Annotated in this window: 21 protein-coding genes; 16 read left to right on the top strand and 5 right to left on the bottom strand. The window is 60.2% G+C overall.

Features of this window, described 5'->3' with window-relative positions; genetic code table 11:
• Window positions 1-176 precede the first annotated feature (176 nt).
• Entirely contained in the window at window positions 177-2,045 is a 1,869-nt protein-coding gene (locus LOY36_RS26270; RefSeq protein WP_258671388.1) for a hypothetical protein, read from the top strand.
• A 26-nt stretch (window positions 2,046-2,071) separates the two neighbouring features.
• Window positions 2,072-3,322 (top strand): metallophosphoesterase, encoded by a 1,251-nt coding sequence (locus LOY36_RS26265; protein ID WP_258671387.1) that lies wholly within the window; start codon window positions 2,072-2,074, stop codon window positions 3,320-3,322.
• A gap of 77 nt (window positions 3,323-3,399) precedes the next feature.
• Here the strand turns inward: LOY36_RS26265 and gbcA are convergent, their stop codons facing one another.
• Entirely contained in the window at window positions 3,400-4,695 is a 1,296-nt protein-coding gene (gene gbcA / locus LOY36_RS26260) for a glycine-betaine demethylase subunit GbcA (RefSeq protein ID WP_019650289.1), read from the bottom strand.
• A gap of 283 nt (window positions 4,696-4,978) precedes the next feature.
• Here gbcA and gbcB point away from each other — a divergent pair, with 283 nt between their 5' ends.
• Entirely contained in the window at window positions 4,979-6,079 is a 1,101-nt protein-coding gene (gene gbcB / locus LOY36_RS26255) for a glycine-betaine demethylase subunit GbcB (protein ID WP_258671386.1), read from the top strand.
• A gap of 90 nt (window positions 6,080-6,169) precedes the next feature.
• On the opposite strand, the gene LOY36_RS26250 is transcribed toward gbcB, so the two are convergent.
• Entirely contained in the window at window positions 6,170-6,994 is an 825-nt protein-coding gene (locus LOY36_RS26250) for an NAD(P)-dependent oxidoreductase (protein WP_258671385.1), read from the bottom strand.
• A gap of 341 nt (window positions 6,995-7,335) precedes the next feature.
• A complete protein-coding gene (locus tag LOY36_RS26245; RefSeq protein ID WP_258671384.1) occupies window positions 7,336-8,376 on the bottom strand; it encodes a low specificity L-threonine aldolase in 1,041 nt (346 codons plus the stop codon).
• Window positions 8,377-8,503: 127 nt separating this feature from the next.
• Here LOY36_RS26245 and LOY36_RS26240 point away from each other — a divergent pair, with 127 nt between their 5' ends.
• The 8 genes from LOY36_RS26240 to fdhA all read left to right on the top strand — a co-directional run bounded on the left by LOY36_RS26240 (window position 8,504) and on the right by fdhA (window position 18,519).
• Window positions 8,504-9,220, top strand: coding sequence for a conjugal transfer protein TraX (locus LOY36_RS26240; RefSeq protein ID WP_258671383.1), 717 nt, complete (start codon window positions 8,504-8,506; stop codon window positions 9,218-9,220).
• A 317-nt stretch (window positions 9,221-9,537) separates the two neighbouring features.
• Window positions 9,538-10,791 (top strand): serine hydroxymethyltransferase, encoded by a 1,254-nt coding sequence (gene glyA, locus LOY36_RS26235; protein WP_258671381.1) that lies wholly within the window; start codon window positions 9,538-9,540, stop codon window positions 10,789-10,791.
• Window positions 10,792-10,814: 23 nt separating this feature from the next.
• Window positions 10,815-12,065, top strand: a complete 1,251-nt coding sequence (locus LOY36_RS26230; protein ID WP_007936415.1) for a sarcosine oxidase subunit beta — start codon at window positions 10,815-10,817, stop codon at window positions 12,063-12,065.
• A 14-nt stretch (window positions 12,066-12,079) separates the two neighbouring features.
• On the top strand, window positions 12,080-12,409 hold the full coding sequence (locus LOY36_RS26225; RefSeq protein WP_007907563.1) for a sarcosine oxidase subunit delta: 330 nt from the start codon (window positions 12,080-12,082) through the stop codon (window positions 12,407-12,409).
• On the top strand, window positions 12,406-15,423 hold the full coding sequence (locus LOY36_RS26220; protein WP_019650294.1) for a sarcosine oxidase subunit alpha: 3,018 nt from the start codon (window positions 12,406-12,408) through the stop codon (window positions 15,421-15,423). The genes LOY36_RS26225 and LOY36_RS26220 overlap by 4 nt, the downstream gene beginning before the upstream one ends.
• Window positions 15,424-15,480: 57 nt before the next feature.
• On the top strand, window positions 15,481-16,113 hold the full coding sequence (locus LOY36_RS26215; RefSeq protein WP_019580687.1) for a sarcosine oxidase subunit gamma: 633 nt from the start codon (window positions 15,481-15,483) through the stop codon (window positions 16,111-16,113).
• Between the two features lie 196 nt (window positions 16,114-16,309).
• Window positions 16,310-17,167, top strand: coding sequence for a formyltetrahydrofolate deformylase (purU, locus tag LOY36_RS26210; protein WP_018928799.1), 858 nt, complete (start codon window positions 16,310-16,312; stop codon window positions 17,165-17,167).
• A 152-nt stretch (window positions 17,168-17,319) separates the two neighbouring features.
• Complete coding sequence (fdhA, locus tag LOY36_RS26205; protein ID WP_019580688.1) at window positions 17,320-18,519, top strand: formaldehyde dehydrogenase, glutathione-independent; 1,200 nt, start codon at window positions 17,320-17,322, stop codon at window positions 18,517-18,519.
• A gap of 74 nt (window positions 18,520-18,593) precedes the next feature.
• On the opposite strand, the gene LOY36_RS26200 is transcribed toward fdhA, so the two are convergent.
• On the bottom strand, window positions 18,594-18,941 hold the full coding sequence (locus LOY36_RS26200) for a hypothetical protein (RefSeq protein WP_258671377.1): 348 nt from the start codon (window positions 18,939-18,941) through the stop codon (window positions 18,594-18,596).
• A gap of 232 nt (window positions 18,942-19,173) precedes the next feature.
• Here LOY36_RS26200 and LOY36_RS26195 point away from each other — a divergent pair, with 232 nt between their 5' ends.
• Complete coding sequence (locus LOY36_RS26195) at window positions 19,174-19,788, top strand: DUF2780 domain-containing protein (RefSeq protein WP_258671376.1); 615 nt, start codon at window positions 19,174-19,176, stop codon at window positions 19,786-19,788.
• Window position 19,789: 1 nt separating this feature from the next.
• On the opposite strand, the gene LOY36_RS26190 is transcribed toward LOY36_RS26195, so the two are convergent.
• Complete coding sequence (locus LOY36_RS26190) at window positions 19,790-20,674, bottom strand: acyltransferase (protein ID WP_019650296.1); 885 nt, start codon at window positions 20,672-20,674, stop codon at window positions 19,790-19,792.
• A 337-nt stretch (window positions 20,675-21,011) separates the two neighbouring features.
• On the opposite strand from LOY36_RS26190, the gene LOY36_RS26185 reads away from it, so the two are divergent.
• From LOY36_RS26185 to creD, 4 genes are all read left to right on the top strand, one after another.
• Window positions 21,012-21,518 (top strand): ATP-dependent zinc protease, encoded by a 507-nt coding sequence (locus LOY36_RS26185; protein WP_018928803.1) that lies wholly within the window; start codon window positions 21,012-21,014, stop codon window positions 21,516-21,518.
• 59 nt (window positions 21,519-21,577) lie between these two features.
• Entirely contained in the window at window positions 21,578-22,267 is a 690-nt protein-coding gene (gene creB, locus LOY36_RS26180; protein ID WP_258671374.1) for a two-component system response regulator CreB, read from the top strand.
• Window positions 22,267-23,694: a two-component system sensor histidine kinase CreC gene (gene creC / locus LOY36_RS26175; protein WP_258671373.1), complete on the top strand. Its 1,428-nt coding sequence runs from the start codon at window positions 22,267-22,269 to the stop codon at window positions 23,692-23,694. Before creB ends, creC begins: the two co-directional genes overlap by 1 nt.
• A 119-nt stretch (window positions 23,695-23,813) precedes the next feature.
• A complete protein-coding gene (gene creD / locus LOY36_RS26170; protein WP_258671371.1) occupies window positions 23,814-25,184 on the top strand; it encodes a cell envelope integrity protein CreD in 1,371 nt (456 codons plus the stop codon).
• The last annotated feature ends 170 nt before the right edge of the window (window positions 25,185-25,354 follow it).

Genomic DNA, 25,354 nt, shown 5'->3' with positions numbered 1-25,354 from the left:
CGAGGGAGCTTGCTCCCGCTGGGTTGCGCAGCAGCCCCAAAACCTGAGGATGCGATCGATCAGATACACCGCGTTTTCTGGTTTTACGACTGCTTTGCAGCCGAACGGGAGCAAGCTCCCTCGCCACAATAGCCGTGTGCTGACTTGGGATTGGCGACTACAAGGAAATGGATGCCATGGACAGTTACATCCGCTGGTTTCAACGCTTCATCTGGATAGGCATCGCAATGAACATGGTCTTCGCGATTCCGGCGCTGTTTGCACCGGCGTTGCTGACCTCGATGCTCGGGATGCCTCCACAACTCTCCGATCCTTGGCTGGAGAACGCCGGCATGTTGCTGGTGGGGATCAGCCTTTTTTACATGCCGTCAGGCTTCAATGCCCCCAAATACGTGGTGCATTCGTGGCTGTGCGTATTGTCGCGGTTGGTCGCCGTGGCGTTCTGGATTTACCTGATCAACACCAGCAACCAGGCCCAGGTGTTCGTGCCGATGCTGCTGGGCGACCTGGGCATGTTCCTGATCCTCGGGATTCTGCTGTACCTGGGCAGCGCGCCGGCCAATCGGCCGTTCGCCCTGCTTCGCGATGGCTGGCGTGAGTGGTGCGCAGCGTGGGCGCGACGCTGGCGGCGGCACAGCTTCAAGGTCGCCACGCTGGTCGTGGTGCTGGCGCTGGGGTTTATCGGCTACGAAACCTGGTACCAGATGCTGCGAGTGGTGCCGGCCGAGCGATACGCTTCTGACGAAGACCACTACAAATACGCCGCCATCGGGCTGGGCATCGAAGCACGGATTCCCTATTACCTGTTCGCCGTGTTGCCGCAGATGTGCCCGGAGAAACTGCCGAAGCCCGGCGGTTACGAAGTGTTCGGTTTCCTCTACGAGAACGGCAAGGACCTGCCGATCGGCATGGCCAAGCGGCAGATCGGCTACCCGACCGTGGAGCCCAACTGCGCCTTGTGCCACACCGGCTCCTACCGCGCCAATGCCAGCGACGTTGCGACCCCGGTGGCCTCCGCGCCGGCCAATACCCTGCAGCTGCAGGCCTTCCAGTGGTTCGCCTACGATTGCGCGAGTGACCCCAAATTCACGCCTGACGCGGTGATGACGGCGATCAACAGCAAGTTTCAGCTTGGGTTCTTCGAGCGCCTGTACAACCGTTATCTGATCATCCCGATGGCCACCAGCGCGCTGATCAAACAAAAGCAGGCCTATGCCTGGCAGAAGCTGCGCGCACCGCAAGGGCCGGGGCGTACCGACACCTTCAACCCGACGAAAATGGTGGTGTTCGGCTTCCCGGATGACTCGACCATCGGCACCGTCGACTTGCCGCAAGTCTGGAACCAGAAACCCCGGGAGTCGCTGTACCTGCACTGGGACGGCAACAACAACGATATCCATGAGCGCAACTACGCGGCGGCCATGGCCGTGGGCGCGACGCCGGAGTCGGTGCTGCCGGACAGTTTCAACCGGGTGACCAATTGGCTGCTGGGCCACAAGGCACCGGCCTGGCCGTTCGCGCTGGATCAGGCCAAAATCGCCCGGGGCAAGCCGGTCTGGGAAAAAAATTGCGCCGGTTGCCATGACTTCGGCCGCACCGACACCGGTCAGGTCACCACCACTATTGATGAACTGGGCACCGATCCCCATCGGCTGAACTCGTTCACCACCGGTTTAGTGACAGCCTTCCACGGCTTCAAGAAACCGCCGTTCGACTTTGGCGCTTACCGCAAGACCCAGAGCTACAGCAACACGCCCACCGACGGCATCTGGTTGCGCGCGCCGTACTTGCACAACGGTTCGGTGCCGACCCTGTGGGATTTGCTGCAACCACCGGAACTGCGGCCGCAGGTGTTCTTCACCGGCTCCGACATTTACGACAAGGACAAGGTCGGCTTCGTCACCGGTGGCGAGCAGGTGAAAGCCTCGGCGGACTTCAAATACGACACGCGCCTGGAGGGCAACCACAACGGTGGTCACCTGTACGGCACGCAATTGTCGGAACTCGATAAGCGGGCGCTCATCGAGTTCATGAAAACCCTGTGATTCCACTACGGATGGAGGAAGTCGACATGTCATTGGTCAGTCATTGGGAACATGAGTACGTCAAGGTCAAGCTACGTTTGCATGGTTTGGTCACCCGCCTGGAAATGGCCTGGAAGAAGCTCGTCAGTGAGCTTGAGCCTGAGGAGTACCAGGCCATCGTCGCGCTGCTGCAGCGGGGGCACGATCAGGCGCAATACGTGCTCAAGCACGGCGACATGCCGGACGATCAACCGAGTGTGCCGTGGGAGTTGTCCCACGGCTTGTCGATCTTGCACATCGGCAACGCCAGCCCCTTGCCGCAATCGGTAGATGAACTGCAAACCCGAGTGCTCAAGGACGGTAGCCTGCTCGGTTGTCGCAAATGGGAGCTGCTGGATCTGTTGTGGAGCGAAGCGCTGCTCAAGTGGATCGAGAACCTGCGGCATCACGCACCGTTCGCCACCAATCCGGCGTTGATGCGCATGGACAGTGACGTGACCCTGGCCATCGCCGGCGACTGGGGCACCGGGCCGTTCGACAGTCATGCCCCGGCGGTAGCGGTGGCCAATCAGATGCAACTGGCCCAGGCCGACTTCACCATCCATTTGGGGGATGTGTATTACGCCGGCACCCGCTCCCAGGAAGACGTCGACATGGTCGGCTGGCCGATGGGCAAGCACGGCTCGTTCACCCTCAACTCCAACCACGAGATGTACAGCGGCGCCCATGGCTACTTCAAGGAACTGGCCAAGCGTTTTCCAGCACAGCAGGGCACCAGTTATTTTGCGTTGTACAACGATGACTGGCTGGTGGTCGGGATCGACTCGGCTTATGCCTCCAGTCCAATCAACCTGTATATGGACGGCGCGCTGAACAAGCAGCAGATCGACTGGATGAAAGACTTGCCCAAACGCAAGAAGATCATGGTGCTCAGTCATCACCAGGGCTTTGACATTACCGGGCGTGACAAGACCGCGTTGTACAAGCCGGTGTGCGATGCCTTGGGACGCGAGCCGGATTACTGGTATTGGGGGCATTTGCATAACGGCATCTGCTATGCCACTCAAGGTGGCTTGCATGCACGTTGCGCAGGGCATGGGGCGATTCCCTATGGCAATGCCAGCGAGCTGAACGGGCATCCGGGGGTGCTGTGGTCGGAAACGCAGAATGCGCGGGATGAGGCGTACCCGGATCGGGTGTTGAACGGTTATGTGAAGGTGCGGCTGGTGGGGGAGAACATCGAAGAGACGTTTATTGGCGAGGATGGTTCGGTGCGGTGGTCTTCGGTATTACAGTAATTGTGCGTTGCCGTTGAAAAGATCGCAGCCTGCGGCAGCTCCTACAGGTGCCGCAGGCTGCGATCTTTTGATCTTGATTAACCCTGAACCGGCACGCCTTTGAGGTAAGGCGCAGGCTCGGCCCCGAGGTTGTTCAGCAGGCGCTCGCTGTACCAGTCCACGAAGTTCACCACACCAAACTCATAGGTCTTGGAGTAAGGCCCTGGCTGGTACGCGGTGGAGTTGATCCCGCGCTGGTTCTCTTCGGCCAGGCGACGGTCCTGGTCGTTGGTCGCATCCCAGACCTGGCGCATGCGCTCCACGTCGTAGTCCACGCCTTCGACCGCGTCCTTGTGGACGATCCACTTGGTGGTGACCATGGTTTCCTGGGCGCTGATCGGCCACACGGTGAACACGATGATGTGGTCGCCCATGCAGTGGTTCCACGAGTGCGGCAGGTGCAGGATGCGCATCGAGCCCAGGTCCGGGTTCTTGATGCGGCCCATCAGTTTGGCGCAGCCCTGTTTGCCGTCCATGGTCATCGATACGGTGCCCTTGAGCAGCGGCATGCGCACGATACGGTTACGCAGGCCGAAACTGGCGTGGGCGTAAGGGATCTTCTCGGCTTCCCAGGCAGCGGCGGAAGCGGCTACGTGGTCCTTGAAGGCCTGGTCGGCACGCGGGTCGGTGACGTCGTCCCATTCCAGCAGGGTTTTCAGCAATTCGGGGTGTGAACCGCCGCAGTGGTAGCACTCGCGGTTGTTTTCCAGCACCAGTTTCCAGTTGGCTTTTTCCATCAAGGTGGTTTGCACCGCCACCTTGGTGTTCTCCATGTCGTACGGTTCCATGTAATGGCTGAGCGTCGACAGGAAGTCATCGATGGCCGGCGGGTTTTCTGCCAGGCTGATGAAGATGTAACCGCCGGCGGTCTTCACGTTCACCGGTTTGAGGCCGTATTGCTTCATGTCGAAGTCGGCGCCCATTTCGGTGCCGGCGAACAGCAGGCGACCGTCCAGCTCGTACGTCCACTGGTGGTAGTGGCAGACCAGTTTGGCGACCTTGCCTTTTTCACTGGTGCACAGCCGTGAACCGCGGTGGCGGCAGACGTTGTGGAACGCATGCACCACGCCATCGGCGCCGCGAATCACGATGATCGGGTTCTTGCCGACTTGCAGCGTCAGGTAGTTGCCCTTGGTCGGGATCTCGCAGGTCATGCCGGCGATCAACCACTCTTTCTGGAAGATTTCCTGCATGTCGATATCAAACAGCCGCTCGTCAGAGTAAAACGGCTGCGGCAGCGAGAAAGTGCGCTCGCGCTCTTGCAGCATCTGCGCAGTGGCCTTGCGTGCGGGTTCCAGTGGATCGCCCAGGCTCAGGGTAGTGGTGACGTCCATCGTTTAATCCTCAAGGCCATTCTGTGTGGCCGGCGAAAGTGGCTAATCAGGTTTGCTACGCAAGGTGTAAAGGTTGTGTCTTGGTATGGGGCGAGTGTGGGGCCGGCGCTCCCCGGAACCTTATCCATGGGCGACATGGCCCAATCTGTTCCCGACGCGCAACCCCCGGTAATTGGGGGCTGGTCGCGATAAGTATGTCAATGTCGCAGATAGGTAAATGGCGGGGCTGCTCTATACGCAGAATCGCCAACATAAAGGCCGGTAGTCGGCCGTGGAGATCAGCATGTCCAACAACTTCCTGAACCCGGTAACCACCCAGACCTGGGCCAATGGTCGACACATTGTCCGTTGCGTCAAAGTCATCCAGGAAACCTGGGATGTGCGCACCTTCTGCTTTATGGCCGACCAGCCGATCATGTTCTTCTTCAAACCGGGGCAATTCGTCACCCTGGAGCTGGAAATCGAAGGCCAGCAGATCATGCGTTCGTACACCATTTCCAGCTCGCCGTCGGTGCCATACAGCTTCTCGGTGACGATCAAGCGCGTACCGGGCGGCAAGGTCTCGAACTGGTTGCATGACACCCTGCATGAAGGCTACGAACTGGCGGTGCACGGCCCGGTCGGGCTGTTCAACGCCATCGACTTTCCGAACCCGAAAGTGCTGTACCTCAGCGGCGGCGTGGGCATCACCCCGGTGATGTCCATGGCGCGCTGGTTCTTCGATACCAACGGCAATGTCGATATGGCCTTCATCCATAGCGCCCGCTCGCCGAAAGACATCATTTATCACCGCGAGCTGGAGCACATGGCGTCGCGGATCGAAAACTTCAGCCTGCACCTGATCTGCGAGAAACACGGTTTTGGTGAGCCGTGGGCCGGATACCGCGGTTATCTCAACCACAAGATGCTCGAACTGATGGTCCCGGACTTCCTTGAGCGGGAAGTGTTCTGCTGCGGCCCAACGCCATACATGAACGCGGTCAAGCGCTTGCTGGAGAACGCCGGCTTCAATATGAAGCGCTACCACGAAGAGTCCTTCGGCGCCACGCCGCCAGAGGCAATCGCCGATGCAGAGGAACACGCTGAACAAGCGGCCGACGCCCCCGCAATCGACGCCGCCGACCTGAACCAGGTGGAATTCACCGCCTCCGGCAAAAGCATCCGCGTGGCCCCGGGCGAAACCGTTCACGCCGCTGCCGCCAAACTGGGCCTGATGATCCCCAAGGCTTGCGGCATGGGCATCTGCGGCACCTGCAAGGTAATGAAGCTTGCCGGCGAAGTGGAAATGGAACACAACGGCGGGATTACCGAGGAAGACGAAGCCGAAGGGTTCATCCTGTCTTGCTGCAGCGTGCCGAAGGGTGACGTGCGGATCGAGTATTGATCGGTCGAGATGACCACTGAATAACTCCCGTAGAAGCTGCCGAAGGCTCGGGCCGCGTTCGGCAGCTCCTACAGGGTGTGTGTAGATCCATCAATCAACGAACAGATCCGGCATCAGCAGCGCGTCGCTGTCCGGTGCATACCGATACCCTTCAAAATCCGTCACCCCATGCTCGCCCAAAATCTCCTCATCGATCAGCAACCGACCGGTAATGCTGCGACAGCTGCTGTCGAGAATGATGTGGGCGGCATCCGCCATGATCGCGGGTGTGCGGGCATGTTTGAATGATTCGCGCGATCCGAGCTGAAACTCGATTGCCGCGGTGGCGATCATGGTCTGCGGCCATAGAGAGTTGACGCTGATACCGTAGGCGGCGAATTCCTCGCTCATGCCCAGGGTGAGCATGCTCATGCCGTACTTGGTGACGGTGTAGGGGCTGTATTGGGCGAACCATTTGGTGGCCAGGTTCAGCGGCGGTGACAGGTTGAGGATGTGGCCGCTGGATTTTTTCAGATAGGGCAGGGCGGCCTGGCTGCACAGCAGCACGGCGCGGGTGTTGATCTGGTGCATCAGGTCGAAGCGCTTGAGTTCGATGTGCTGCACGCCGGTCAGCTTGATCGCTCCTGCATTGTTGATCAGTGCGTCGATGCCGCCGAAATGTTCGCTGGCGTCAGCCATCGCGTGGCGCACAATGGCTTCCTCGCGCACATCCACCTCCAATGCCAGCGCCTTGCCGCCCGCAGCTTCGACTTCCGCCGCAACGCTGAAGATGGTGCCGGGCAGTTTGGGGTGAGGGGCGGCGCTTTTCGCGGCAATCACGATGTTGGCCCCGTCGCGCGCGGCCCGCAGCGCAATCTCGCGACCAATCCCGCGACTGGCGCCGGTGATGAACAGGGTTTTGCCTTGTAATGACATGCGGACGCTCCCGATTGGCGTGATCCGAGCGGATCGAAACGGCTCGCAGTCAATGTAGACCAACTCGTGCGGGACTGTGGCAAGGGGGCAAGCCCCTCGCCATAAGATCTCTTGCCAATCAAATAGCTGAGGTCGAGCGCAGAACCTGTGGCGAGGGAGCTTGCTCCCGTTGGGTTGCGAAGCAGCCCCAAAGCCTGAGCATGCGGTCTGTCAGGTGGACCGCGTTGGCTGGTTTTACGACTGCTGCGCAGCCGAGCGGGAGCAAGCTCCCTCGCCACAAAGTCGCATTTCAACCAAATAGCTGAGGTGGAACACAGAGCCTGTGGCTGGGAGGGAGGGAGTCAGGCCGCCATCACGTGCCGAATATCCGCCGCCAGTTCCCGCACGCGTTCTTCTTCGGTGTCCCACGAGCACATGAACCGTGCGCCGCCGTTGCCGATGAAGGTGTAGAAGCGCCAGCCCTTGGCGGTCAGTGCGGCGATGGCCGGCTCGGAGAGTTGCAGGAACACACCGTTGGCCTGCACCGGGAACATCAGCTCGACGCCAGGAATGTCGCTCACCAGTTCGGCCAGCAACTGCGCGCAGTGGTTGGCGTGGCGGGCGTATTTAAGCCAGGCGTCGTTTTCCAGAATCCCGACCCAGGGGGCCGAGAGGAAGCGCATCTTCGACGCCAGTTGCCCAGCCTGCTTGCAGCGGTAGTCGAAATCTTCGGCCAGTTTGTGGTTGAAGAACAGAATCGCTTCGCCCACCGCCATGCCGTTTTTCGTACCGCCAAAGCACAGCACGTCGACGCCGGCCTTCCAGGTCAGGTCGGCTGGCGAGCAACCCAGATACGCGCAGGCGTTGGAGAAACGAGCACCGTCCATGTGCAGGTTCAAGCCCAGTTCTTTACAGGTGACGCTGATGGCGCGGATTTCTTCCGGGGTGTACACGCTGCCGACTTCAGTGGCCTGGGTCAGGGTCACGACGCGTGGTTTGGGATAGTGGATGTCCTGGCGCTTGAGAGCAATTTCGCGGATCGATTCCGGCGTCAGCTTGCCGTTTTCGGTGCGGGCGATGAGCAGCTTGGAACCGTTGGAGAAAAACTCCGGTGCGCCGCATTCGTCGGTTTCGACGTGGGCGGTTTCCGAGCAGATCACGCTGTGGTAACTCTGGCACAGCGACGACAGGGCCAACGAGTTGGCCGCGGTGCCGTTGAAAGCGAAGAACACTTCGCAGTCGGTTTCGAACAGCTTACGGAATTGATCGGACGCGCGTGCGGTCCACTCATCGTCGCCGTAAGCGCGTTGGTGGCCGTGGTTGGCCTGTTCCATGGCAGCCCAGGCTTCAGGGCAAATACCGGAATAGTTGTCGCTGGCGAATTGTTGGCTCTTGTCGGTCATGGCCGGCTTCCGTGATCGAGGCGCTTGTGGCGCTTCGTTGGTCAATGATGATGTGCACTTTACCGAAGATCGTCCGGGGAGCACACGGGATGAGTCTGTCAGAAAAATACAAACACCTTGGGCAATTATGCACATGACGCAGAGGGACGGTGCACTGGATCTGCTCAAGTGGCTGGCGCTGTTGAGCATGGTGCTCGATCACCTGCGATATGTCGGTTATTCCCTCGATCTGCTGTATGTGCCGGGCAGACTGGCGTTCCCGTGGTTCTGTCTGGCGATGGCGGCGAACCTGGCGCGTGTCCGTACAGTGACGACCGACGGCCAGTGGCGCTACCTCGGTTGGTTGTTGCTGTTCAGTGCCCTGAGCGAAATTCCGTATCGGATGTACATTCCTGATCACGACACCTTGAATGTATTGCCTACGCTGGTCATGGGGTTGCTGGTGGCCCGTGGCTGGCAGCACGGGCCAGTTCAGTCGCGTCTGTTGGCGGTCGTTGCCTTGGTGCTGGCGGCACTGTTCCCGCAGCGACTGATGTTCGGTTTCTTCGGCGTGCTGTTGCCGCTGGCGATGTTGCTGGTGATCCAGCGGCCCTGGTATTTCGGCCTGTTGCCGGGGCTGGTGTGCCTGGCGGCCAATCAATGGCAAGTGCTGTACTCCGCTGCCTGGTTCGGCAGCGGTGCGGCGATTTTGGGTATTGTCGTTTGTCTGATTGCGCCATTGTCGGGCCTGCTGCTATTGCGACATGCCCAAGGCATCCAGCCACCGCCGATGCGCCGCTGGGCCTATGCCCTTTATCCTGGGCATTTCCTCGCGCTTCTGGCCTTGCGCCAACTCGTCGCCTGACGCCCGTCCCCTGTGGCGAGGGAGCTTGCTCCCGCTGGGCTGCGCAGCAGACCCAAACCCGGCGCATGTGGTTAGTCAGTTAGATCGAATTTGTCGGTTTCACGACTGCTTCGCAGTCGAGCGGGAGCAAGCTCCCTCGCCACAGGAGTGTTCGCCCGTTCACCCATTTCGGCCCATGTCGTAAACGCACCTTTGCGTGGCGTCCATAGGCATTTGACCTGTCTGCGCCGGTCATACCATCGCTATCAAAGGGCACTGCCGAAATGCCAGTGCCTCACCGAGACGAAAGGCGCACCGCCGCCGCTGGGAGAGACGCGATGTTCAGCAAGCAAGACCAGATTCAGGGTTACGACGATGCACTGCTGGCGGCGATGAATGCCGAGGAGCAACGCCAGGAAGATCACATCGAGCTGATCGCGTCAGAGAACTACACCAGCAAGCGCGTGATGGAAGCGCAAGGCAGTGGCCTGACCAACAAATACGCCGAAGGCTATCCGGGCAAGCGCTACTACGGTGGCTGCGAGCACGTCGACAAGGTTGAAGCCCTGGCCATCGAACGCGCCAAGCAATTGTTCGGTGCCGATTACGCCAACGTGCAGCCGCACTCCGGTTCTTCGGCCAACAGCGCCGTTTATCTGGCCCTGCTGCAAGCCGGCGACACCATTCTGGGCATGAGCCTGGCCCACGGCGGTCACTTGACCCACGGCGCCAAAGTGTCGTCCTCGGGCAAGCTGTACAACGCTGTGCAGTACGGCATCGACACCGACACCGGTCTGATCAACTACGACGAAGTCGAGCGCCTGGCCGTCGAGCACAAACCAAAAATGATCGTTGCCGGTTTCTCGGCCTACTCCAAGACCCTCGACTTCCCACGTTTCCGCCAGATCGCTGACAAGGTCGGTGCCCTGCTGTTCGTCGACATGGCTCACGTCGCCGGTCTGGTCGCTGCTGGCCTGTACCCGAACCCGCTGCCTTACGCCGACGTAGTGACCACCACCACCCACAAGACCCTGCGCGGTCCACGTGGTGGGCTGATCCTGGCCAAGGCCAACGAAGAAATCGAGAAGAAGCTCAACGCCGCGGTATTCCCTGGTGCCCAGGGCGGCCCGTTGATGCACGTCATCGCCGGTAAAGCAGTGTGCTTCAAGGAAGCACTGGAGCCTGGCTTCAAGGCCTACCAGCAACAAGTGATCGACAACGCCAAGGCAATGGCCGGCGTATTTATCAAACGCGGCTACGATGTAGTGTCCGGCGGTACCGATAACCACCTGTTCCTGGTCAGCCTGATCCGTCAGGGCCTCACCGGTAAAGAGGCGGACGCAGCACTCGGTCGCGCCCACATCACCGTGAACAAGAACGCTGTCCCGAACGATCCACAGTCGCCGTTCGTGACCTCCGGCCTGCGTATCGGCACCCCGGCGGTGACCACTCGCGGCTTCAAGGTTACCCAGTGTGTTGAACTGGCTGGCTGGATCTGCGACATCCTCGACAACCTCGGCGACGCCGATGTCGAGGCCAATGTCGCGCAGCATGTGGCAGCCCTGTGCGCGGACTTCCCGGTTTATCGCTGAGCGCGGTTTTGGAGTAAATGACTATGCAACGCTATTCGGGCTTCGGCCTCTTCAAACACTCCCTCAGCCACCATGAAAACTGGCAGCGCATGTGGCGTACGCCGACCCCGAAAAAGGTCTACGACGTGGTCATCGTCGGCGGTGGCGGGCATGGTCTGGCGACCGCCTACTACCTGGCCAAGGAACACGGCATCACCAACGTGGCCGTGGTCGAGAAGGGCTGGCTGGGCGGCGGTAACACCGCGCGCAACACCACCATCGTGCGCTCCAACTACCTGTGGGACGAGTCGGCACACCTGTACGAACACGCGATGAAATTGTGGGAAGGCCTGTCCCAGGACCTGAACTACAACGTGATGTTCTCCCAGCGTGGCGTCTACAACCTGTGCCACACCCTGCAGGACATTCGTGATTCCGAGCGTCGGGTCAGCGCCAACCGCCTCAACGGCGTGGACGGCGAACTGCTCGATGCCAAGCAAGTGGCAGACGAGATCCCGTACCTCGACTGCTCCAAGAACACCCGCTACCCGGTGATGGGCGCTACCGTCCAGCGTCGCGGCGGCGTGGCCCGTCACGATGCCGTGGCGTGGGGCTTTGCCCGTGCCGCCGACGCCTTGGGCGTGGACCTGATCCAACAGACCGAAGTGATCGGTTTCCGTAAGGAAAACGGTGTGTGCATCGGTGTTGAAACCAACAAGGGCTTCATCGGCGCCAAGCGCGTCGGCGTGGTGACTGCCGGTAACTCCGGGCACATGGCCAAACTTGCCGGTTTCCGCCTGCCGATCGAATCGCACCCGCTGCAAGCGCTGGTGTCCGAGCCGATCAAGCCGATTATCGACAGCGTGATCATGTCCAACGCCGTACACGGTTACATCAGCCAGTCCGACAAGGGCGACCTGGTGATCGGCGCCGGTATCGACGGCTACAACGGCTACGGCCAGCGTGGTTCGTACCCGGTGATCGAGCACACCATCCAGGCCATCGTCGAGATGTTCCCGGTGCTGTCGCGCGTACGCATGAACCGTCAGTGGGGCGGCATCGTCGACACCACGCCGGATGCGTGCCCGATCATCTCGAAGACTCCGGTACCGAACATGTTCTTCAACTGCGGTTGGGGCACCGGTGGCTTCAAGGCTACACCTGGCTCGGGCAACGTGTTTGCCGCAAGCCTGGCCAAGGGTGAAATGCACCCATTGGCTGCACCTTTCTCCATCGACCGCTTCCACAGCGGTGCGTTGATCGACGAACACGGCGCTGCAGCAGTCGCCCACTAACAGGAGAAATCCCTATGTTGCATATCTTCTGTCCTCACTGTGGCGAACTGCGCTCCGAAGAGGAATTCCATGCATCCGGCCAGGCGCACATCCCGCGTCCACTGGATCCGAACAGCTGCACCGACGAGGAGTGGGGCGACTACATGTTCTTCCGCGATAACCCTCGCGGTCTGCACCACGAACTGTGGGATCACGTCGCCGGTTGCCGTCAGTACTTCAACGTGACCCGTGACACCGTGACCTACGAGATTCTCGAAACCTACAAGATCGGCACCAAGCCGCAGTTCACCGACAAGACCGACAGCCCGAAAGCGGCCGCCACGGCTCTGGGAGAGAAGGTATGAGCCAGATCAATCGCCTGTCCAACGGCGGACGCATCGACCGCAACAAAGTGCTGAGTTTCACCTTCAACGGCCAGGTCTACAAAGGTTTTGAAGGCGACTCGCTGGCCGCAGCCTTGCTGGCCAACGGTGTCGATATCGTCGGCCGCAGCTTCAAGTATTCGCGCCCACGCGGCATCTTCGCCGCCGGTGCCGAAGAGCCGAACGCCGTGCTGCAGATCGGTGCGACCGAAGCCACGCAGATCCCGAACGTACGCGCCACGCAACAAGCGCTGTATCAAGGCCTGGTCGCCACCAGCACCAACGGCTGGCCAAGCGTGAACAACGACATGATGGGGATTCTCGGCAAGGTCGGCGGCAAGCTGATGCCACCGGGCTTCTACTACAAAACCTTCATGTACCCGCAATCGTTCTGGATGACTTACGAGAAGTACATTCGTAAGGCAGCCGGTCTTGGCCGTTCGCCGACCGAGAACGATCCGGACACCTACGACTACATGAACCAGCACTGCGACGTGCTGATCGTCGGCGCTGGCCCTGCGGGTCTGGCGGCTGCACTGGCGGCTGCCCGCAGCGGCGCCCGTGTGATCCTGGCCGATGAGCAGGAAGAGTTTGGTGGTAGCCTGCTCGACTCCCGCGAAAGCCTCGATGGCAAACCAGCTACCGAGTGGGTTGCCAGCGTCATCGCCGAGCTGAAAAACACCCCTGACGTGCTGCTGTTGCCGCGCGCCACGGTCAACGGTTACCACGACCATAACTTCCTGACCATTCACGAGCGCCTCACCGATCACCTCGGCGACCGCGCTCCGATCGGCCAGGTGCGTCAGCGCATCCACCGGGTTCGCGCCAAGCGCGTGGTGCTGGCGACAGGTAGCCACGAGCGTCCACTGGTTTACGGCAACAACGACGTGCCGGGCAACATGCTCGCCGGCGCTGTGTCGACTTATGTACGTCGCTATGGCGTGGCACCGGGCAAGAAACTGGTGCTGTCGACCAACAACGACCACGCCTACCGCGTTGCCCTGGACTGGCTCGACGCCAGCCTGCAAGTGGTGGCCATCGCCGACGCCCGCAGCAACCCTCGCGGTGCGCTGGTGGAAGAAGCGCGCGCCAAAGGCATTCGCATCCTGACCGGCAGCGCCGTGATCGAGGCCCGTGGCAGCAAGCACGTGACCGCCGCTCGCGTTGCAGCGATTGATGTAAAAGCACACACCGTGACCAGCCCGGGCGAATGGCTCGATTGCGACCTGGTCGCCAGTTCCGGCGGTTACAGCCCAGTGGTTCACCTGGCTTCGCACCTGGGTGGCAAGCCGATCTGGCGTGAAGACATCCTCGGTTTCGTACCGGGCGAAGCACCGCAGAAACGCGTGTGCGTCGGTGGCATCAACGGCGTCTACAGCCTCGGCGATTCGTTGGCCGATGGTTTTGAAGGCGGTGCTCGCGCTGCCAGCGAAGCTGGTTTCGGCAAGGTCGAAGGCGTACTGCCCAAAGCCCTGAGCCGACTCGAAGAGCCGACGCTGGCGCTGTTCCAGGTGCCTCACGAAAAAGCCACTGCCCGTGCGCCGAAGCAATTCGTCGACCTGCAGAACGACGTCACCGCAGCCGCCATCGAACTGGCGACCCGCGAAGGTTTCGAATCGGTCGAGCACGTCAAGCGCTACACCGCACTGGGCTTTGGCACCGATCAGGGCAAGCTCGGCAACGTCAACGGCTTGGCCATCGCCGCCCGTTCGCTGAACGTGACCATCCCGCAGATGGGCACCACCATGTTCCGCCCGAACTACACGCCGGTGACTTTCGGCGCCGTGGCCGGTCGTCACTGTGGGCACATCTTCGAGCCGGTTCGCTTCACCGCGCTGCATCACTGGCACGTGAAGAACGGCGCCGAGTTCGAAGACGTCGGTCAGTGGAAACGTCCTTGGTACTTCCCGAAAAACGGTGAAGACCTGCATGCCGCGGTCAAGCGCGAATGCAAAGCCGTGCGCGACAGCGTCGGCCTGCTGGACGCTTCGACCCTGGGCAAGATCGACATCCAGGGCCCGGACTCCCGCGAGTTCCTCAACCGTATCTACACCAACGCCTGGACCAAGCTCGACGTGGGCAAGGCGCGCTACGGCCTGATGTGTAAAGAAGACGGCATGGTGTTCGACGACGGCGTGACTGCATGCCTGGCCGACAACCATTTCGTGATGACCACCACCACCGGCGGCGCTGCGCGCGTGCTGCAATGGCTGGAAATCTACCACCAGACCGAATGGCCAGACCTGAAGGTGTACTTCACTTCCGTGACGGATCACTGGGCAACCATGACCCTGTCCGGGCCGAACAGCCGCAAGCTGCTCAGCGAAGTCACCGACGCCGACCTGAGCAACGAAGCCTTCCCGTTCATGACCTGGAAAGAAGCCCTGGTCGGTGGCGTGCCGGCGCGGATTTTCCGGATTTCGTTTACCGGTGAGCTGTCGTACGAAGTCAACGTGCAGGCCGACTATGCGATGGGCGTGCTGGAAAAAATTGTCGATGCTGGCAAGAAGTACAACCTGACGCCATATGGCACTGAAACCATGCACGTACTGCGGGCCGAGAAGGGCTTCATCATCGTCGGTCAGGACACTGACAGTTCGATGACCCCGGACGACCTGAACATGGGCTGGTGTGTCGGTCGCACCAAACCGTTCTCGTGGATCGGCTGGCGTGGCATGAACCGTGAAGACTGCGTGCGTGATCAGCGCAAACAGCTGGTTGGCCTGAAGCCGATCGATCCGACCAAATGGTTGCCGGAAGGTGCTCAACTGGTGTTCAACACCAAGCAAGCCATCCCGATGACCATGGTGGGCCACGTGACTTCCAGTTACCTGCACAACTCCCTGGGCTATTCGTTTGCCATGGGCGTGGTGAAAGGCGGCTTGAAGCGCATGGGTGAGCGGGTGTTCGCACCGCTGGCCGACGGCAGCGTGATCGAGGCGGAAATCGTTTCTTCGGTGTTCTTCGATCCGAAAGGCGATCGCCAGAACGTGTAATCGATCACCCCCCGCGCCAGGCGCGGGGGGCGACAAAGAATTCAGGACAGGTGCTTTATGACCGCAGCCAATGTTTACCAACAACGCCCAACCACTGGGGCCAAGGCCGAGTCGTCGCTGCATCACGCCGACCTCGCCAGCCTGGTGGGCAAGGGTCGCAAAAACGCCGGCGTGATCGTGCGTGAGAAAAAACTCCTCGGTCACCTGACCATCCGTGGCGATGGCCACGACGCCGCGTTCGCTGCTGGTGTGCACAAGGCCCTTGGCATCGAATTGCCAGGTGCGCTGACCGTGATCATCAAAGGCGAAACCAGCCTGCAATGGATGGGGCCGGATGAATGGCTGCTGATCGTGCCGACCGGTGAAGAATTCGCCGCCGAGAAAAAACTCCGTGAAGCGCTGGGCGACCTGCACATTCAGATCGTCAACGTCAGCGGTGGCCAGCAGATCCTCGAACTCAGCGGCCCGAACGTACGTCAAGTGCTGATGAAATCCACCAGCTACGACGTGCACCCCAACAACTTCCCGGTGGGCAAGGCTGTTGGCACAGTGTTCGCCAAGTCGCAACTGATGATCCGCCATACCGCCGAAGACACCTGGGAACTGCTGATTCGCCGCAGCTTCTCGGATTACTGGTGGTTGTGGTTGCAGGATGCGGCGGCTGAGTACGGGCTTAGCGTCCAGGCGTAATTAGGTTTGTGACTGCTTTTGTGGCGAGGGAGCTTGCTCCCGCTCGGCTGCGCAGCAGTCGTAAACCCTGCCTCCGCGTTCCTTCTGCAGGAATGCGGATGTTGATTTTGGGGTCGCTTCGCAACCCAGCGGGAGCAAGCCCCCTCGCCACAGAGTTCTCTCTGATCACAGATGTTGCAGCAGGAGTCACCGCACTATGAGCCGCGCCCCAGACACATGGATTCTGACCGCCGACTGCCCAAGCGTCCTCGGCACCGTGGATGCGGTGACCCGCTTTCTGTTCGAGCAGGGCTGCTACGTCACCGAGCACCACTCCTTTGATGACCGGCTCTCAGGCCGTTTCTTCATCCGAGTGGAGTTTCGGCAACCCGACGCTTTCGACGAACAAGCCTTCCGCGCAGGCCTGGCGGAGCGTGGTGCCGCCTTCGGGATGGTCTTCGAGCTGACCCCGCCGAACTACCGGCCGAAAGTGGTGATCATGGTCTCCAAGGCCGATCACTGCCTCAACGACTTGCTCTACCGCCAGCGCATCGGCCAGTTGTCGATGGACGTGGTCGCGGTGGTCTCCAACCACCCGGACCTCAAGCCGTTGGCCGACTGGCACCAGATTCCGTACTACCACTTTCCGTTGGACCCCAACGACAAACCATCGCAAGAGCGCCAGGTCTGGCAGGTGATCGAAGAAGCCGGCGCCGAGCTGGTGATCCTTGCCCGCTACATGCAGGTTCTGTCGCCAGAGCTGTGCCGCAAACTCGACGGCAAGGCGATCAACATTCACCACTCGCTGCTGCCGGGCTTCAAGGGCGCCAAGCCGTATCACCAGGCCTACAACAAAGGCGTGAAACTGGTCGGCGCCACGGCGCATTACATCAACAACGATCTGGATGAAGGTCCGATCATCGCCCAAGGCGTGGAAGCCGTTGATCACAGTCACTATCCCGAAGACTTGATCGCCAAGGGGCGGGATATCGAAGGGCTGACGTTGGCGCGGGCCGTGGGTTATCACATTGAAAGACGCGTGTTCCTTAACGCTAACAGGACAGTTGTTCTCTAGCGTTTTTACTGCCTGAAAAGATCGCCTGTCTCTGTAGACGCTGCCGAAGGTTCGGGCCGCGTTCGGACGATCTTTTGATTTATCGAGCAATCAACGCGCCGCCGTTTCCTGGCGACGCGACCGCTACATAAAAACAACAGCGAGGTGAAAGCATGTCTGGTAATCGTGGTGTGGTGTATCTCGGCGCAGGCAAGGTCGAAGTACAGAAAATCGACTATCCCAAAATGCAGGACCCGCGCGGCAGGAAGATCGAGCACGGTGTCATCCTGCGCGTAGTTTCCACCAACATCTGTGGTTCCGATCAGCACATGGTGCGCGGGCGTACCACCGCTCAGACCGGTCTGGTGCTGGGCCACGAGATCACGGGTGAAGTGATCGAGAAGGGTAGCGGTGTCGAGAACCTGCAGATCGGCGACTTGGTGTCGGTACCTTTCAACGTTGCCTGTGGCCGTTGCCGTTCGTGCAAAGAGCAACATACTGGCGTCTGCCTGAGCGTTAACCCGGCGCGTCCGGGCGGTGCCTATGGTTATGTCGACATGGGTGACTGGACCGGTGGCCAGGCTGAATACGCGTTCGTGCCGTATGCCGACTTCAACCTGCTGAAACTTCCAGATCGCGACCGGGCCATGGAAAAAATCCGTGACCTGACCTGTCTCTCCGACATCCTGCCGACCGGTTACCACGGCGCAGTGACTGCCGGCGTTGGCCCTGGCAGCACCGTGTACGTCGCCGGCGCCGGCCCGGTTGGCCTGGCAGCTGCCGCTTCCGCTCGCCTGCTGGGTGCTGCGGTGGTGATCATCGGTGACGTCAACCCGATCCGCCTGGCCCATGCCAAGGCTCAGGGCTTCGAAATCGCTGACCTGTCGACAGACACCCCGCTGCACGAACAAATCGCTGCACTGTTGGGCGAACCGGAAGTGGACTGCGCCGTCGATGCCGTAGGCTTCGAAGCTCGCGGTCACGGCCATGCCGGCGTGAAGCACGAGGCTCCGGCCACCGTGCTCAACTCGCTGATGGGCGTGGTTCGCGTCGCTGGCAAAATCGGTATTCCTGGCCTGTACGTCACCGAAGATCCGGGTGCAGTGGATGCTGCCGCGAAAATGGGCAGCCTGAGCATCCGCTTCGGCCTGGGCTGGGCCAAATCCCACAGCTTCCACACCGGCCAGACGCCAGTGATGAAGTACAACCGCCAGCTGATGCAGGCGATCATGTGGGACCGCATCAAGATTGCCGACATCGTCGGTGTGGAAGTCATCAGCCTGGATGATGCGCCACGGGGTTACGGCGAGTTCGATGCCGGCGTGCCGAAGAAGTTTGTGATCGATCCGCACAAGTTGTTTAGTGCGGCATAAGTAAAAAAACGGGCGGCCCTTGGGTCGCCCGTTTTTTATATGAATCAAAGGTACTCAGTAAAAGGTACCCGGCATTAGCTTGCCTTGAGCTTCAGATAAGGAACCGCTGTCTCGCCATTCTCTACTAACGTTTTGCCGCCGTAGCTGCAGATGGAGCCATCAAAGCTTTCGGCTTTCAGTTCGTATTTTTTGGCCAGATAATCATCGTTGGTAGCCATTGTGACGCCAGTCCATGTTTTGCCATTGGCGGTCGCGGTGTATTTGTAACCTTCATTGAAAGGGGCGGGAATATTCTTGTCGTCACTTGTATAAGGCGATGATTTGATATCACCCACTTTAGGGCAGGTGCTGACGTCTGCTGCATAAACATTGCCCATCAGCGCCATCATTGCAAACACACCCACCGCAATTTTGCTTTGCATTATTTAGTACTCCATTACGTAATTGGAGTGCCAATGCTGGTGGGCTTTCCTTTTTGTGCCTACTGTCAGATTTGATAGTTTTTTATGCTGTTTTCGAATCGTTAGTAGCTTAATTATTCGAATATGAAATAAGCGAACTAGACAAGGAACATGCCTCCGGATACCCGGTCCAATCGGCAGTTTTGCCGCTCCCGTTACCGGGCGGTTTTTCATGGCACAAGAGGATGTCTGGATGAACGTTTCACGCGGTTTTGCACTGGCATCGCTCATGGTTGTCGCTTCGTTGACGACGCTGGCCGCCAGCCCGGCTTTTGCACAGTTAAGCCTCAGCGATGCGGTCAAGGCGGTGTCATCGATGCAGGACGACGAGGATGTCGAGGGTGTCGAGGCCGATGATGTCGACGGCATCGTGGCGGCGGCGCCCAAGGCGGCCGGTTTGCTTAATACCCTGGGTTCGCAGCTCGACATTACCCCGGAGCAGGCCATCGGCGGTGCCGGTGCGATGCTGGGGCTGGCGAGGAATCAGCTCAGCGGCCAGGACTTCTCCGAACTGAGCAAAACCGTGCCGGGCCTCGCTCAGATCGCCGGCAACAGCGCGATCAGTGGCCTGACTGGCTTGGGTGGGTTGCTCGGTGCGGGTTCAGACAAGAATGCGTTGCTCAATGGCTTGCTGGGTAACGTCAAGGACACCAAGGACCTGAACAACGCCTTCAGCGCCCTGGGCATGGACACCGGGATGGTCGGCGTGTTTGCCCCGGTGATCCTGCAATACCTCGGTCAGCAAGGCGTTGCCGGTTCGTTGCTGCAAAACCTCGGCGGGATCTGGGGCACAGGCGCCGGTAGCTGAGTCAGCCCTCTGCGCGTAGTGCCTGGATGCGCCGGTCTTTCTCGATCCAGAGCTGGTTGACCCAGTTCTGGATTGTTTCGCGAAACTCCGGATCGTTTTCGTAATCGCCTTGCCACAGCGCCGGGTCCAGTTCGCGGGTGTGGATGTCGATGATCACCTTGGGTACGTTGCCGCTGAGCAAATCCCAGAACCCCGGAATCTTCTGCTGCGCATACACCACCGTCACATCGAGAATGGCGTCCAACTGTTCGCCCATCGCCGCCAGCACGAACGCCACGCCGCCCGCCTTGGGCTTGAGCAGGTGGGTGAACGGTGACTGTTGTTGGGCGCTTTTCGCCGCGGTGTAGCGGGTGCCTTCCAGGTAGTTGACCACGGTCACCGGCTGGCGCTTGTACAACTCGCAGGCTTGTTTGGTGATCTCCAGGTCCTTGCCGGCCAGCTCCGGGTGCTTCTCCAGGAACGCCTTGCTGTAGCGCTTCATGAACGGATAGTCCAACGCCCACCAGGCCAGGCCCAGGAACGGCACCCAGATCAATTCTTTCTTGAGGAAGAACTTGAAGAACGGCGTGCGCCGGTTCAGTGCCTGGATCAGCGCCGGGATATCGACCCAGGACTGATGGTTACCGATCACCAGATACGAGGTGTCGCCGCGCAGCTCATCGCCGCCGCGAATATCCCATTGGGTGGGAATGCACAGGCGGAAGATCAGCTTGTCGATCTCGGCCCAGGTCTCGGCAATCCACATCACCGCCGCCGAGGCGTAATCGCGAAAGCGCCCGGGCAGGAGCAGTTTGAGCAGCGCGAACACCATCAAAGGCCCGAACAGGACCAGCGTGTTAAGCAATAGCAGCAGGGTAACGAAACAGCCGGTGAGCAGGCGGCGCATAGATAACTCTTGAAAGCGTGTGGGCGCGCCATGATAAGCAGCTTCGGGTGACAGGCCAAATCACCGATGACGAATGTTTCACCTTTGCGGCGATATGCTCTCGACGTATCGACAATTGCCTTTGTGGCGAGGGAGCTTGCTCCCGCTGGGCTGCGTAGCGGCCCCAAAACCAGGCACCGCGATTTTCAGGTGTACCGCAGGCAACGGTTTTACGAGTGCTGCGCACCCGAACGGGAGCAAGCTCCCTCGCCACAAAAGTGGGAAGTGGTCCAACTATCGTTGTTTTTTGCGGTCTAGAATTCGGCCATGCGTCCACATCCTCAAGGAAGCCCCTTACGTGAAATCTCTCCTTGCACTGCTTGCCCTCGTGACCTTGCCGGTTCTGGCCGCTGAGCCGACCCTTTACGGGCGTTACGAATACATCGCGCTGCCGGAAATCGGCGGTGAAGTCCTCAAGGCCAAAATGGACACCGGTGCCCTGACCGCATCGCTGTCGGCCAAAGACATCGAAACCTTCACCCGCGACGGCGACGAGTGGGTGCGCTTTCGCCTCGCCACCAAAGGCGCGAGCAACAAGGTCTATGAACACAAGGTCGCGCGTATCAGCAAGATCAAGAACCGTGCCGATGAAGAAGATGAAGACAAGGCCGTGAGCGAAGTGACCAAGCGCCCAGTGGTCGATCTGGAACTGTGCCTGGGCAACGTCAAGCGCACCGTCGAGGTCAACCTCACCGACCGCAGCAGCTTCAATTACCCGTTGCTGATCGGCGCCAAAGCCCTGCGCGAGTTTGGCGCGGCAGTGAACCCGGCGCGTCGCTTTACAGCCGACAAACCCGACTGCTGATTGACGGCGAATCAGCCTTGGGGCACCGTTCGTCCACTTAACCAGCGGGCTCGGACGCCATGCCTCATATCCTGATTGTCGAAGACGAAGCGGCGATTGCCGACACCCTGATTTTCGCCTTGCAGGGCGAGGGCTTTACCACCACCTGGTTGAGCCTTGGCGCGGCGGCGCTCGAACATCAGCGCGCCACGCCGGCCGACCTGATCATTCTCGATATCGGCCTGCCGGATATCAGCGGCTTCGAGACCTGCAAGCAATTGCGGCGTTTCAGCGAAGTGCCGGTGATGTTCCTCAGTGCACGTGACGCCGAGATCGACCGCGTGGTGGGCCTGGAAATCGGCGCCGACGACTACGTGGTCAAGCCGTTCAGCCCTCGGGAAGTGGCGGCGCGGGTCCGGGCGATTCTCAAGCGCATGGCGCCACGACCGGTGGCGGAGATGTCGGAGGTGGCTTCAGCGCTGTTTCGCATCGACGGCGAACGGGTGCAGATCAGCTATCGCAACCAGCCGCTGAGCCTGACTCGCCATGAGTTTCGTTTGCTGCAATGCCTGCTGGAACAACCTGAGCGAGTCTTCAGTCGCGAGCAATTGCTCGATGCGCTGGGTGTGTCCGCCGATGCCGGTTACGAGCGCAGCATCGACAGCCATATCAAGAGCGTGCGCGCCAAGTTGCGCCTGGTGAAGGCCGACGCCGAGCCGATCCAGACTCATCGCGGCCTCGGCTACAGCTACAGCCCGGGGCACAGCTGATGTCACTGGGGATCCGGATTTTTCTGGTCTACGTGCTGTTCATCGGCCTGACCGGCTACTTCGTGCTCAACACCGTGATGGAAGAAGTCCGCCCCGGTGTGCGCCAGTCCACTGAAGAAACCCTGGTGGACACCGCCAACCTGATGGCCGAGATCCTGCGCGACGACTTCAAGGCCGGCACCCTCAGCCAGAACCGCTGGCCCGAGTTGCTCAAGGCTTATGGCGAGCGGCAACCGAAGGCGAAAATCTGGGGCCTGTCGAAGAATCAGGTCAATCACCGCATTTACGTCACCGATGCCAAGGGCATTGTGGTGCTGGATTCCAGCGGGATTGCGGTGGGCCAGGACTACTCGCGCTGGAACGACGTCTACCTGACTCTGCGTGGCGAGTACGGCGCGCGTTCGACGCGCAGCAACCCCGATGACTCGAACTCGTCGGTGATGCACGTCGGGGCACCGATTCGCGACAACGGCCAGATCATCGGCGTGGTGACCGTGGCCAAACCCAACAGCTCACTGCAGCCTTACGTCGATCGCACCGAACGGCGATTGCTGACGTATGGCGCCGGATTGATTGGCCTCGGTTTGTTGTTCGGTGCGCTGTTGTCCTGGTGGCTGAGCGCGGCACTGCGGCGGTTGACGGCTTATGCCCAGGCCGTCAGCGAAGGTCGACGGGTCGAGGTGCCGCATTACCGCGGCGGCGAGCTGGAGCAACTGGCCACGGCGCTGGAGCACATGCGTACCCAACTCGAGGGCAAAGCCTACGTCGAGCGTTATGTGCACACCCTGACCCATGAATTGAAAAGCCCGCTGGCGGCGATTCGCGGCGCGGCGGAGCTGCTGCAAGGCGAAATGCCGCCGGCCCAGCAGCAGCGCTTCGTCAGTAACATCGACAGCGAAAGTGCGCGCATGCAGCAGTTGATCGAGCGACTGCTGAATCTGGCGCAGGTTGAACAACGCCAAGGATTGGAGGAGCGGGTGGCGGTGCCATTGGCGGGCCTGGTGGAAGAACTGTTGAACGCGCAGGCTGCGCGAATCGAAGGCAAGCAATTGCGTGTGGAACGGCAAATTGCAGCGGATCTGAATCTGCTTGGCGAGCCGTTTCTGTTGCGCCAGGCGCTGGGCAATCTGCTGGAGAATGCCTTGGACTTCACCCCAGCGCACGGCGTGCTGCGATTGTGTGCCGAGCGAGTCGGTGAGCAGATCGAGTTCAGGCTGTTCAACCAGGCCGAAGCGATTCCCGACTATGCGTTGCCACGCTTGAGCGAGCGCTTCTACTCACTGCCGCGTCCGGACAGTGGACGCAAGAGCACCGGTTTGGGGCTCAACTTCGTTGAGGAAGTGGTCAAGCTGCATGGCGGTGCGATGAGTATCGGCAACGTCGACGGCGGTGTTCAAGTGCGTTTGCGGTTGCCTTCAAGCCGCTGAAGATCGCAGCCTTCGTCAGCACCTGCGCCGAGCGCAAATTCCACACACTCTCCACATTCTTCCCACAAAACCCCCACATACCCAATCCAGACTTTCCCCATCCAAACAGGGAGAGTCCCATGAACCGAAGCCTGACCCTAAAACTCGGGGCAATTGCCCTGCTGATTCTGTTGCTGCTGATCCCGCTACTGATGATCAACGGTGTGATCCAGGAGCGCCAGCAACTGCGTGACGGTGTACTCGAAGACATCGCCCGCAGTTCCAGTTACAGCCAGCAATTGAGCGGCCCGCTGATGGTGGTGCCCTATCGCAAAACAGTGCGCACCTGGAAAACCAACGAAAAAACCAACCAGCGTTATCAGGATGTCGTCGAGGAGCGCGGGCGTTTGTATTTCTTGCCGGAGCGTTTCGAACTCGACGGCCAGGTCCAGACCGAGCTGCGCGCCCGGGGTATCTACGAGGCGCGACTGTTCCATGCCGATAACCGCATCAGCGGGCATTTTTCGGTTCCGGCACAACTGGGCATCAAGGAGGACTTCGCCGATTACCGCTTCGATCAGCCGTTTCTGGCCGTTGGCATCAGCGACATTCGCGGCATCGAGAATGCGCTGAAACTCGAACTCAATGGCCAGAAGCTGGATTTTGTACCGGGTAGCCAGGTGGGCTGGCTGGGCGAGGGTGTGCACGTGACGCTGCCGGCGCTGGACACCCAACAGGCCACGGAACTGGCCTTCGGTTTCGACTTGCGTCTGCAAGGCACCGGCCAGTTACAAGTTCTGCCGGTGGGCAAGACCAGCAAGGTTTCACTGGCCGCCAATTGGCCTCACCCCAGCTTCATCGGCAATTACCTGCCGGCCCAGCGGGAAATCACCGATCAGGGCTTTACCGCCAACTGGCAGACGTCGTTTTTCTCCACCAACCTGCAAGAAGCGTTGAACAGTTGCGTGTCGGGCGGTCATTGCGAGGCGTTCAGCGGTCGCAGTTTCGGCGTGAGTTTCATCGACCCGGTGGACCAGTACCTGAAAAGCGATCGGGCAATCAAATACGCATTGCTGTTCATCGTCCTGACCTTCGCCGGTTTCTTCCTCTTCGAAGTGCTGAAAAGCCTGGCGGTGCACCCGGTGCAGTACGCCTTGGTGGGTGTGGCGCTGGCGTTCTTCTACCTGTTGTTGCTGTCGCTGTCCGAACACATCGGCTTTGCCCTGGCGTATCTGCTGTCGGCGAGTAGCTGTGTGGCGTTGATCGGTTTTTATGTCTGCCATGTGCTGCGCAGCGTGCGTCACGGTTTGAGCTTTTCGGCGGGGTTGGCGGCGTTATACGGGCTGCTTTACGGCTTGTTGAGCGCCGAGGATTACGCGCTGTTGATGGGCTCGCTGCTGTTGTTCGGGCTACTGGGTGTGTTCATGGTGCTGACCCGCAAGCTGGACTGGTACGGGATCGGGCAGAAAACCGCGAAGCCCTTGGACTTTGATATAGGTGCCGTGGAATGAGCCGGTGGTTGGGGTTGCGCGAGGATCAGCGTGTGGGTGAGGTGTTGGCGACGCGGATTGCCAGGTTGTTTGCACAGAGATCAAAAGATCGCAGTCTGCGGCAGCTCCCACAGGAGCACGCGTTCGGCGTAGGAGCTGCCGAAGGCTGCGATCTTCTGAGGCCGGCATGG

Source organism: Pseudomonas sp. B21-019 (assembly GCF_024749225.1).
Taxonomy (GTDB): Bacteria; Pseudomonadota; Gammaproteobacteria; order Pseudomonadales; family Pseudomonadaceae; genus Aquipseudomonas.
Note: the sequence above shows the minus strand (reverse complement) of the source record. Positions and strands in the feature narration are given on the sequence as shown.

Excerpts from the sequence above, each read along its gene's own strand:
- LOY36_RS26270 (WP_258671388.1), top strand. The coding sequence starts at position 177 with ATGGACAGTTACATCCGCTGGTTTCAACGCTTCATCTGGATAGGCATC.
- LOY36_RS26265 (WP_258671387.1), top strand. The coding sequence starts at position 2,072 with ATGTCATTGGTCAGTCATTGGGAACATGAGTACGTCAAGGTCAAGCTA.
- gbcA (WP_019650289.1), bottom strand. The coding sequence starts at position 4,695 with ATGGACGTCACCACTACCCTGAGCCTGGGCGATCCACTGGAACCCGCA.
- gbcB (WP_258671386.1), top strand. The coding sequence starts at position 4,979 with ATGTCCAACAACTTCCTGAACCCGGTAACCACCCAGACCTGGGCCAAT.
- LOY36_RS26250 (WP_258671385.1), bottom strand. The coding sequence starts at position 6,994 with ATGTCATTACAAGGCAAAACCCTGTTCATCACCGGCGCCAGTCGCGGG.
- LOY36_RS26245 (WP_258671384.1), bottom strand. The coding sequence starts at position 8,376 with ATGACCGACAAGAGCCAACAATTCGCCAGCGACAACTATTCCGGTATT.
- LOY36_RS26240 (WP_258671383.1), top strand. The coding sequence starts at position 8,504 with ATGCACATGACGCAGAGGGACGGTGCACTGGATCTGCTCAAGTGGCTG.
- glyA (WP_258671381.1), top strand. The coding sequence starts at position 9,538 with ATGTTCAGCAAGCAAGACCAGATTCAGGGTTACGACGATGCACTGCTG.
- LOY36_RS26230 (WP_007936415.1), top strand. The coding sequence starts at position 10,815 with ATGCAACGCTATTCGGGCTTCGGCCTCTTCAAACACTCCCTCAGCCAC.
- LOY36_RS26225 (WP_007907563.1), top strand. The coding sequence starts at position 12,080 with ATGTTGCATATCTTCTGTCCTCACTGTGGCGAACTGCGCTCCGAAGAG.
- LOY36_RS26220 (WP_019650294.1), top strand. The coding sequence starts at position 12,406 with ATGAGCCAGATCAATCGCCTGTCCAACGGCGGACGCATCGACCGCAAC.
- LOY36_RS26215 (WP_019580687.1), top strand. The coding sequence starts at position 15,481 with ATGACCGCAGCCAATGTTTACCAACAACGCCCAACCACTGGGGCCAAG.
- purU (WP_018928799.1), top strand. The coding sequence starts at position 16,310 with ATGAGCCGCGCCCCAGACACATGGATTCTGACCGCCGACTGCCCAAGC.
- fdhA (WP_019580688.1), top strand. The coding sequence starts at position 17,320 with ATGTCTGGTAATCGTGGTGTGGTGTATCTCGGCGCAGGCAAGGTCGAA.
- LOY36_RS26200 (WP_258671377.1), bottom strand. The coding sequence starts at position 18,941 with ATGCAAAGCAAAATTGCGGTGGGTGTGTTTGCAATGATGGCGCTGATG.
- LOY36_RS26195 (WP_258671376.1), top strand. The coding sequence starts at position 19,174 with ATGAACGTTTCACGCGGTTTTGCACTGGCATCGCTCATGGTTGTCGCT.
- LOY36_RS26190 (WP_019650296.1), bottom strand. The coding sequence starts at position 20,674 with ATGCGCCGCCTGCTCACCGGCTGTTTCGTTACCCTGCTGCTATTGCTT.
- creB (WP_258671374.1), top strand. The coding sequence starts at position 21,578 with ATGCCTCATATCCTGATTGTCGAAGACGAAGCGGCGATTGCCGACACC.
- creC (WP_258671373.1), top strand. The coding sequence starts at position 22,267 with ATGTCACTGGGGATCCGGATTTTTCTGGTCTACGTGCTGTTCATCGGC.
- creD (WP_258671371.1), top strand. The coding sequence starts at position 23,814 with ATGAACCGAAGCCTGACCCTAAAACTCGGGGCAATTGCCCTGCTGATT.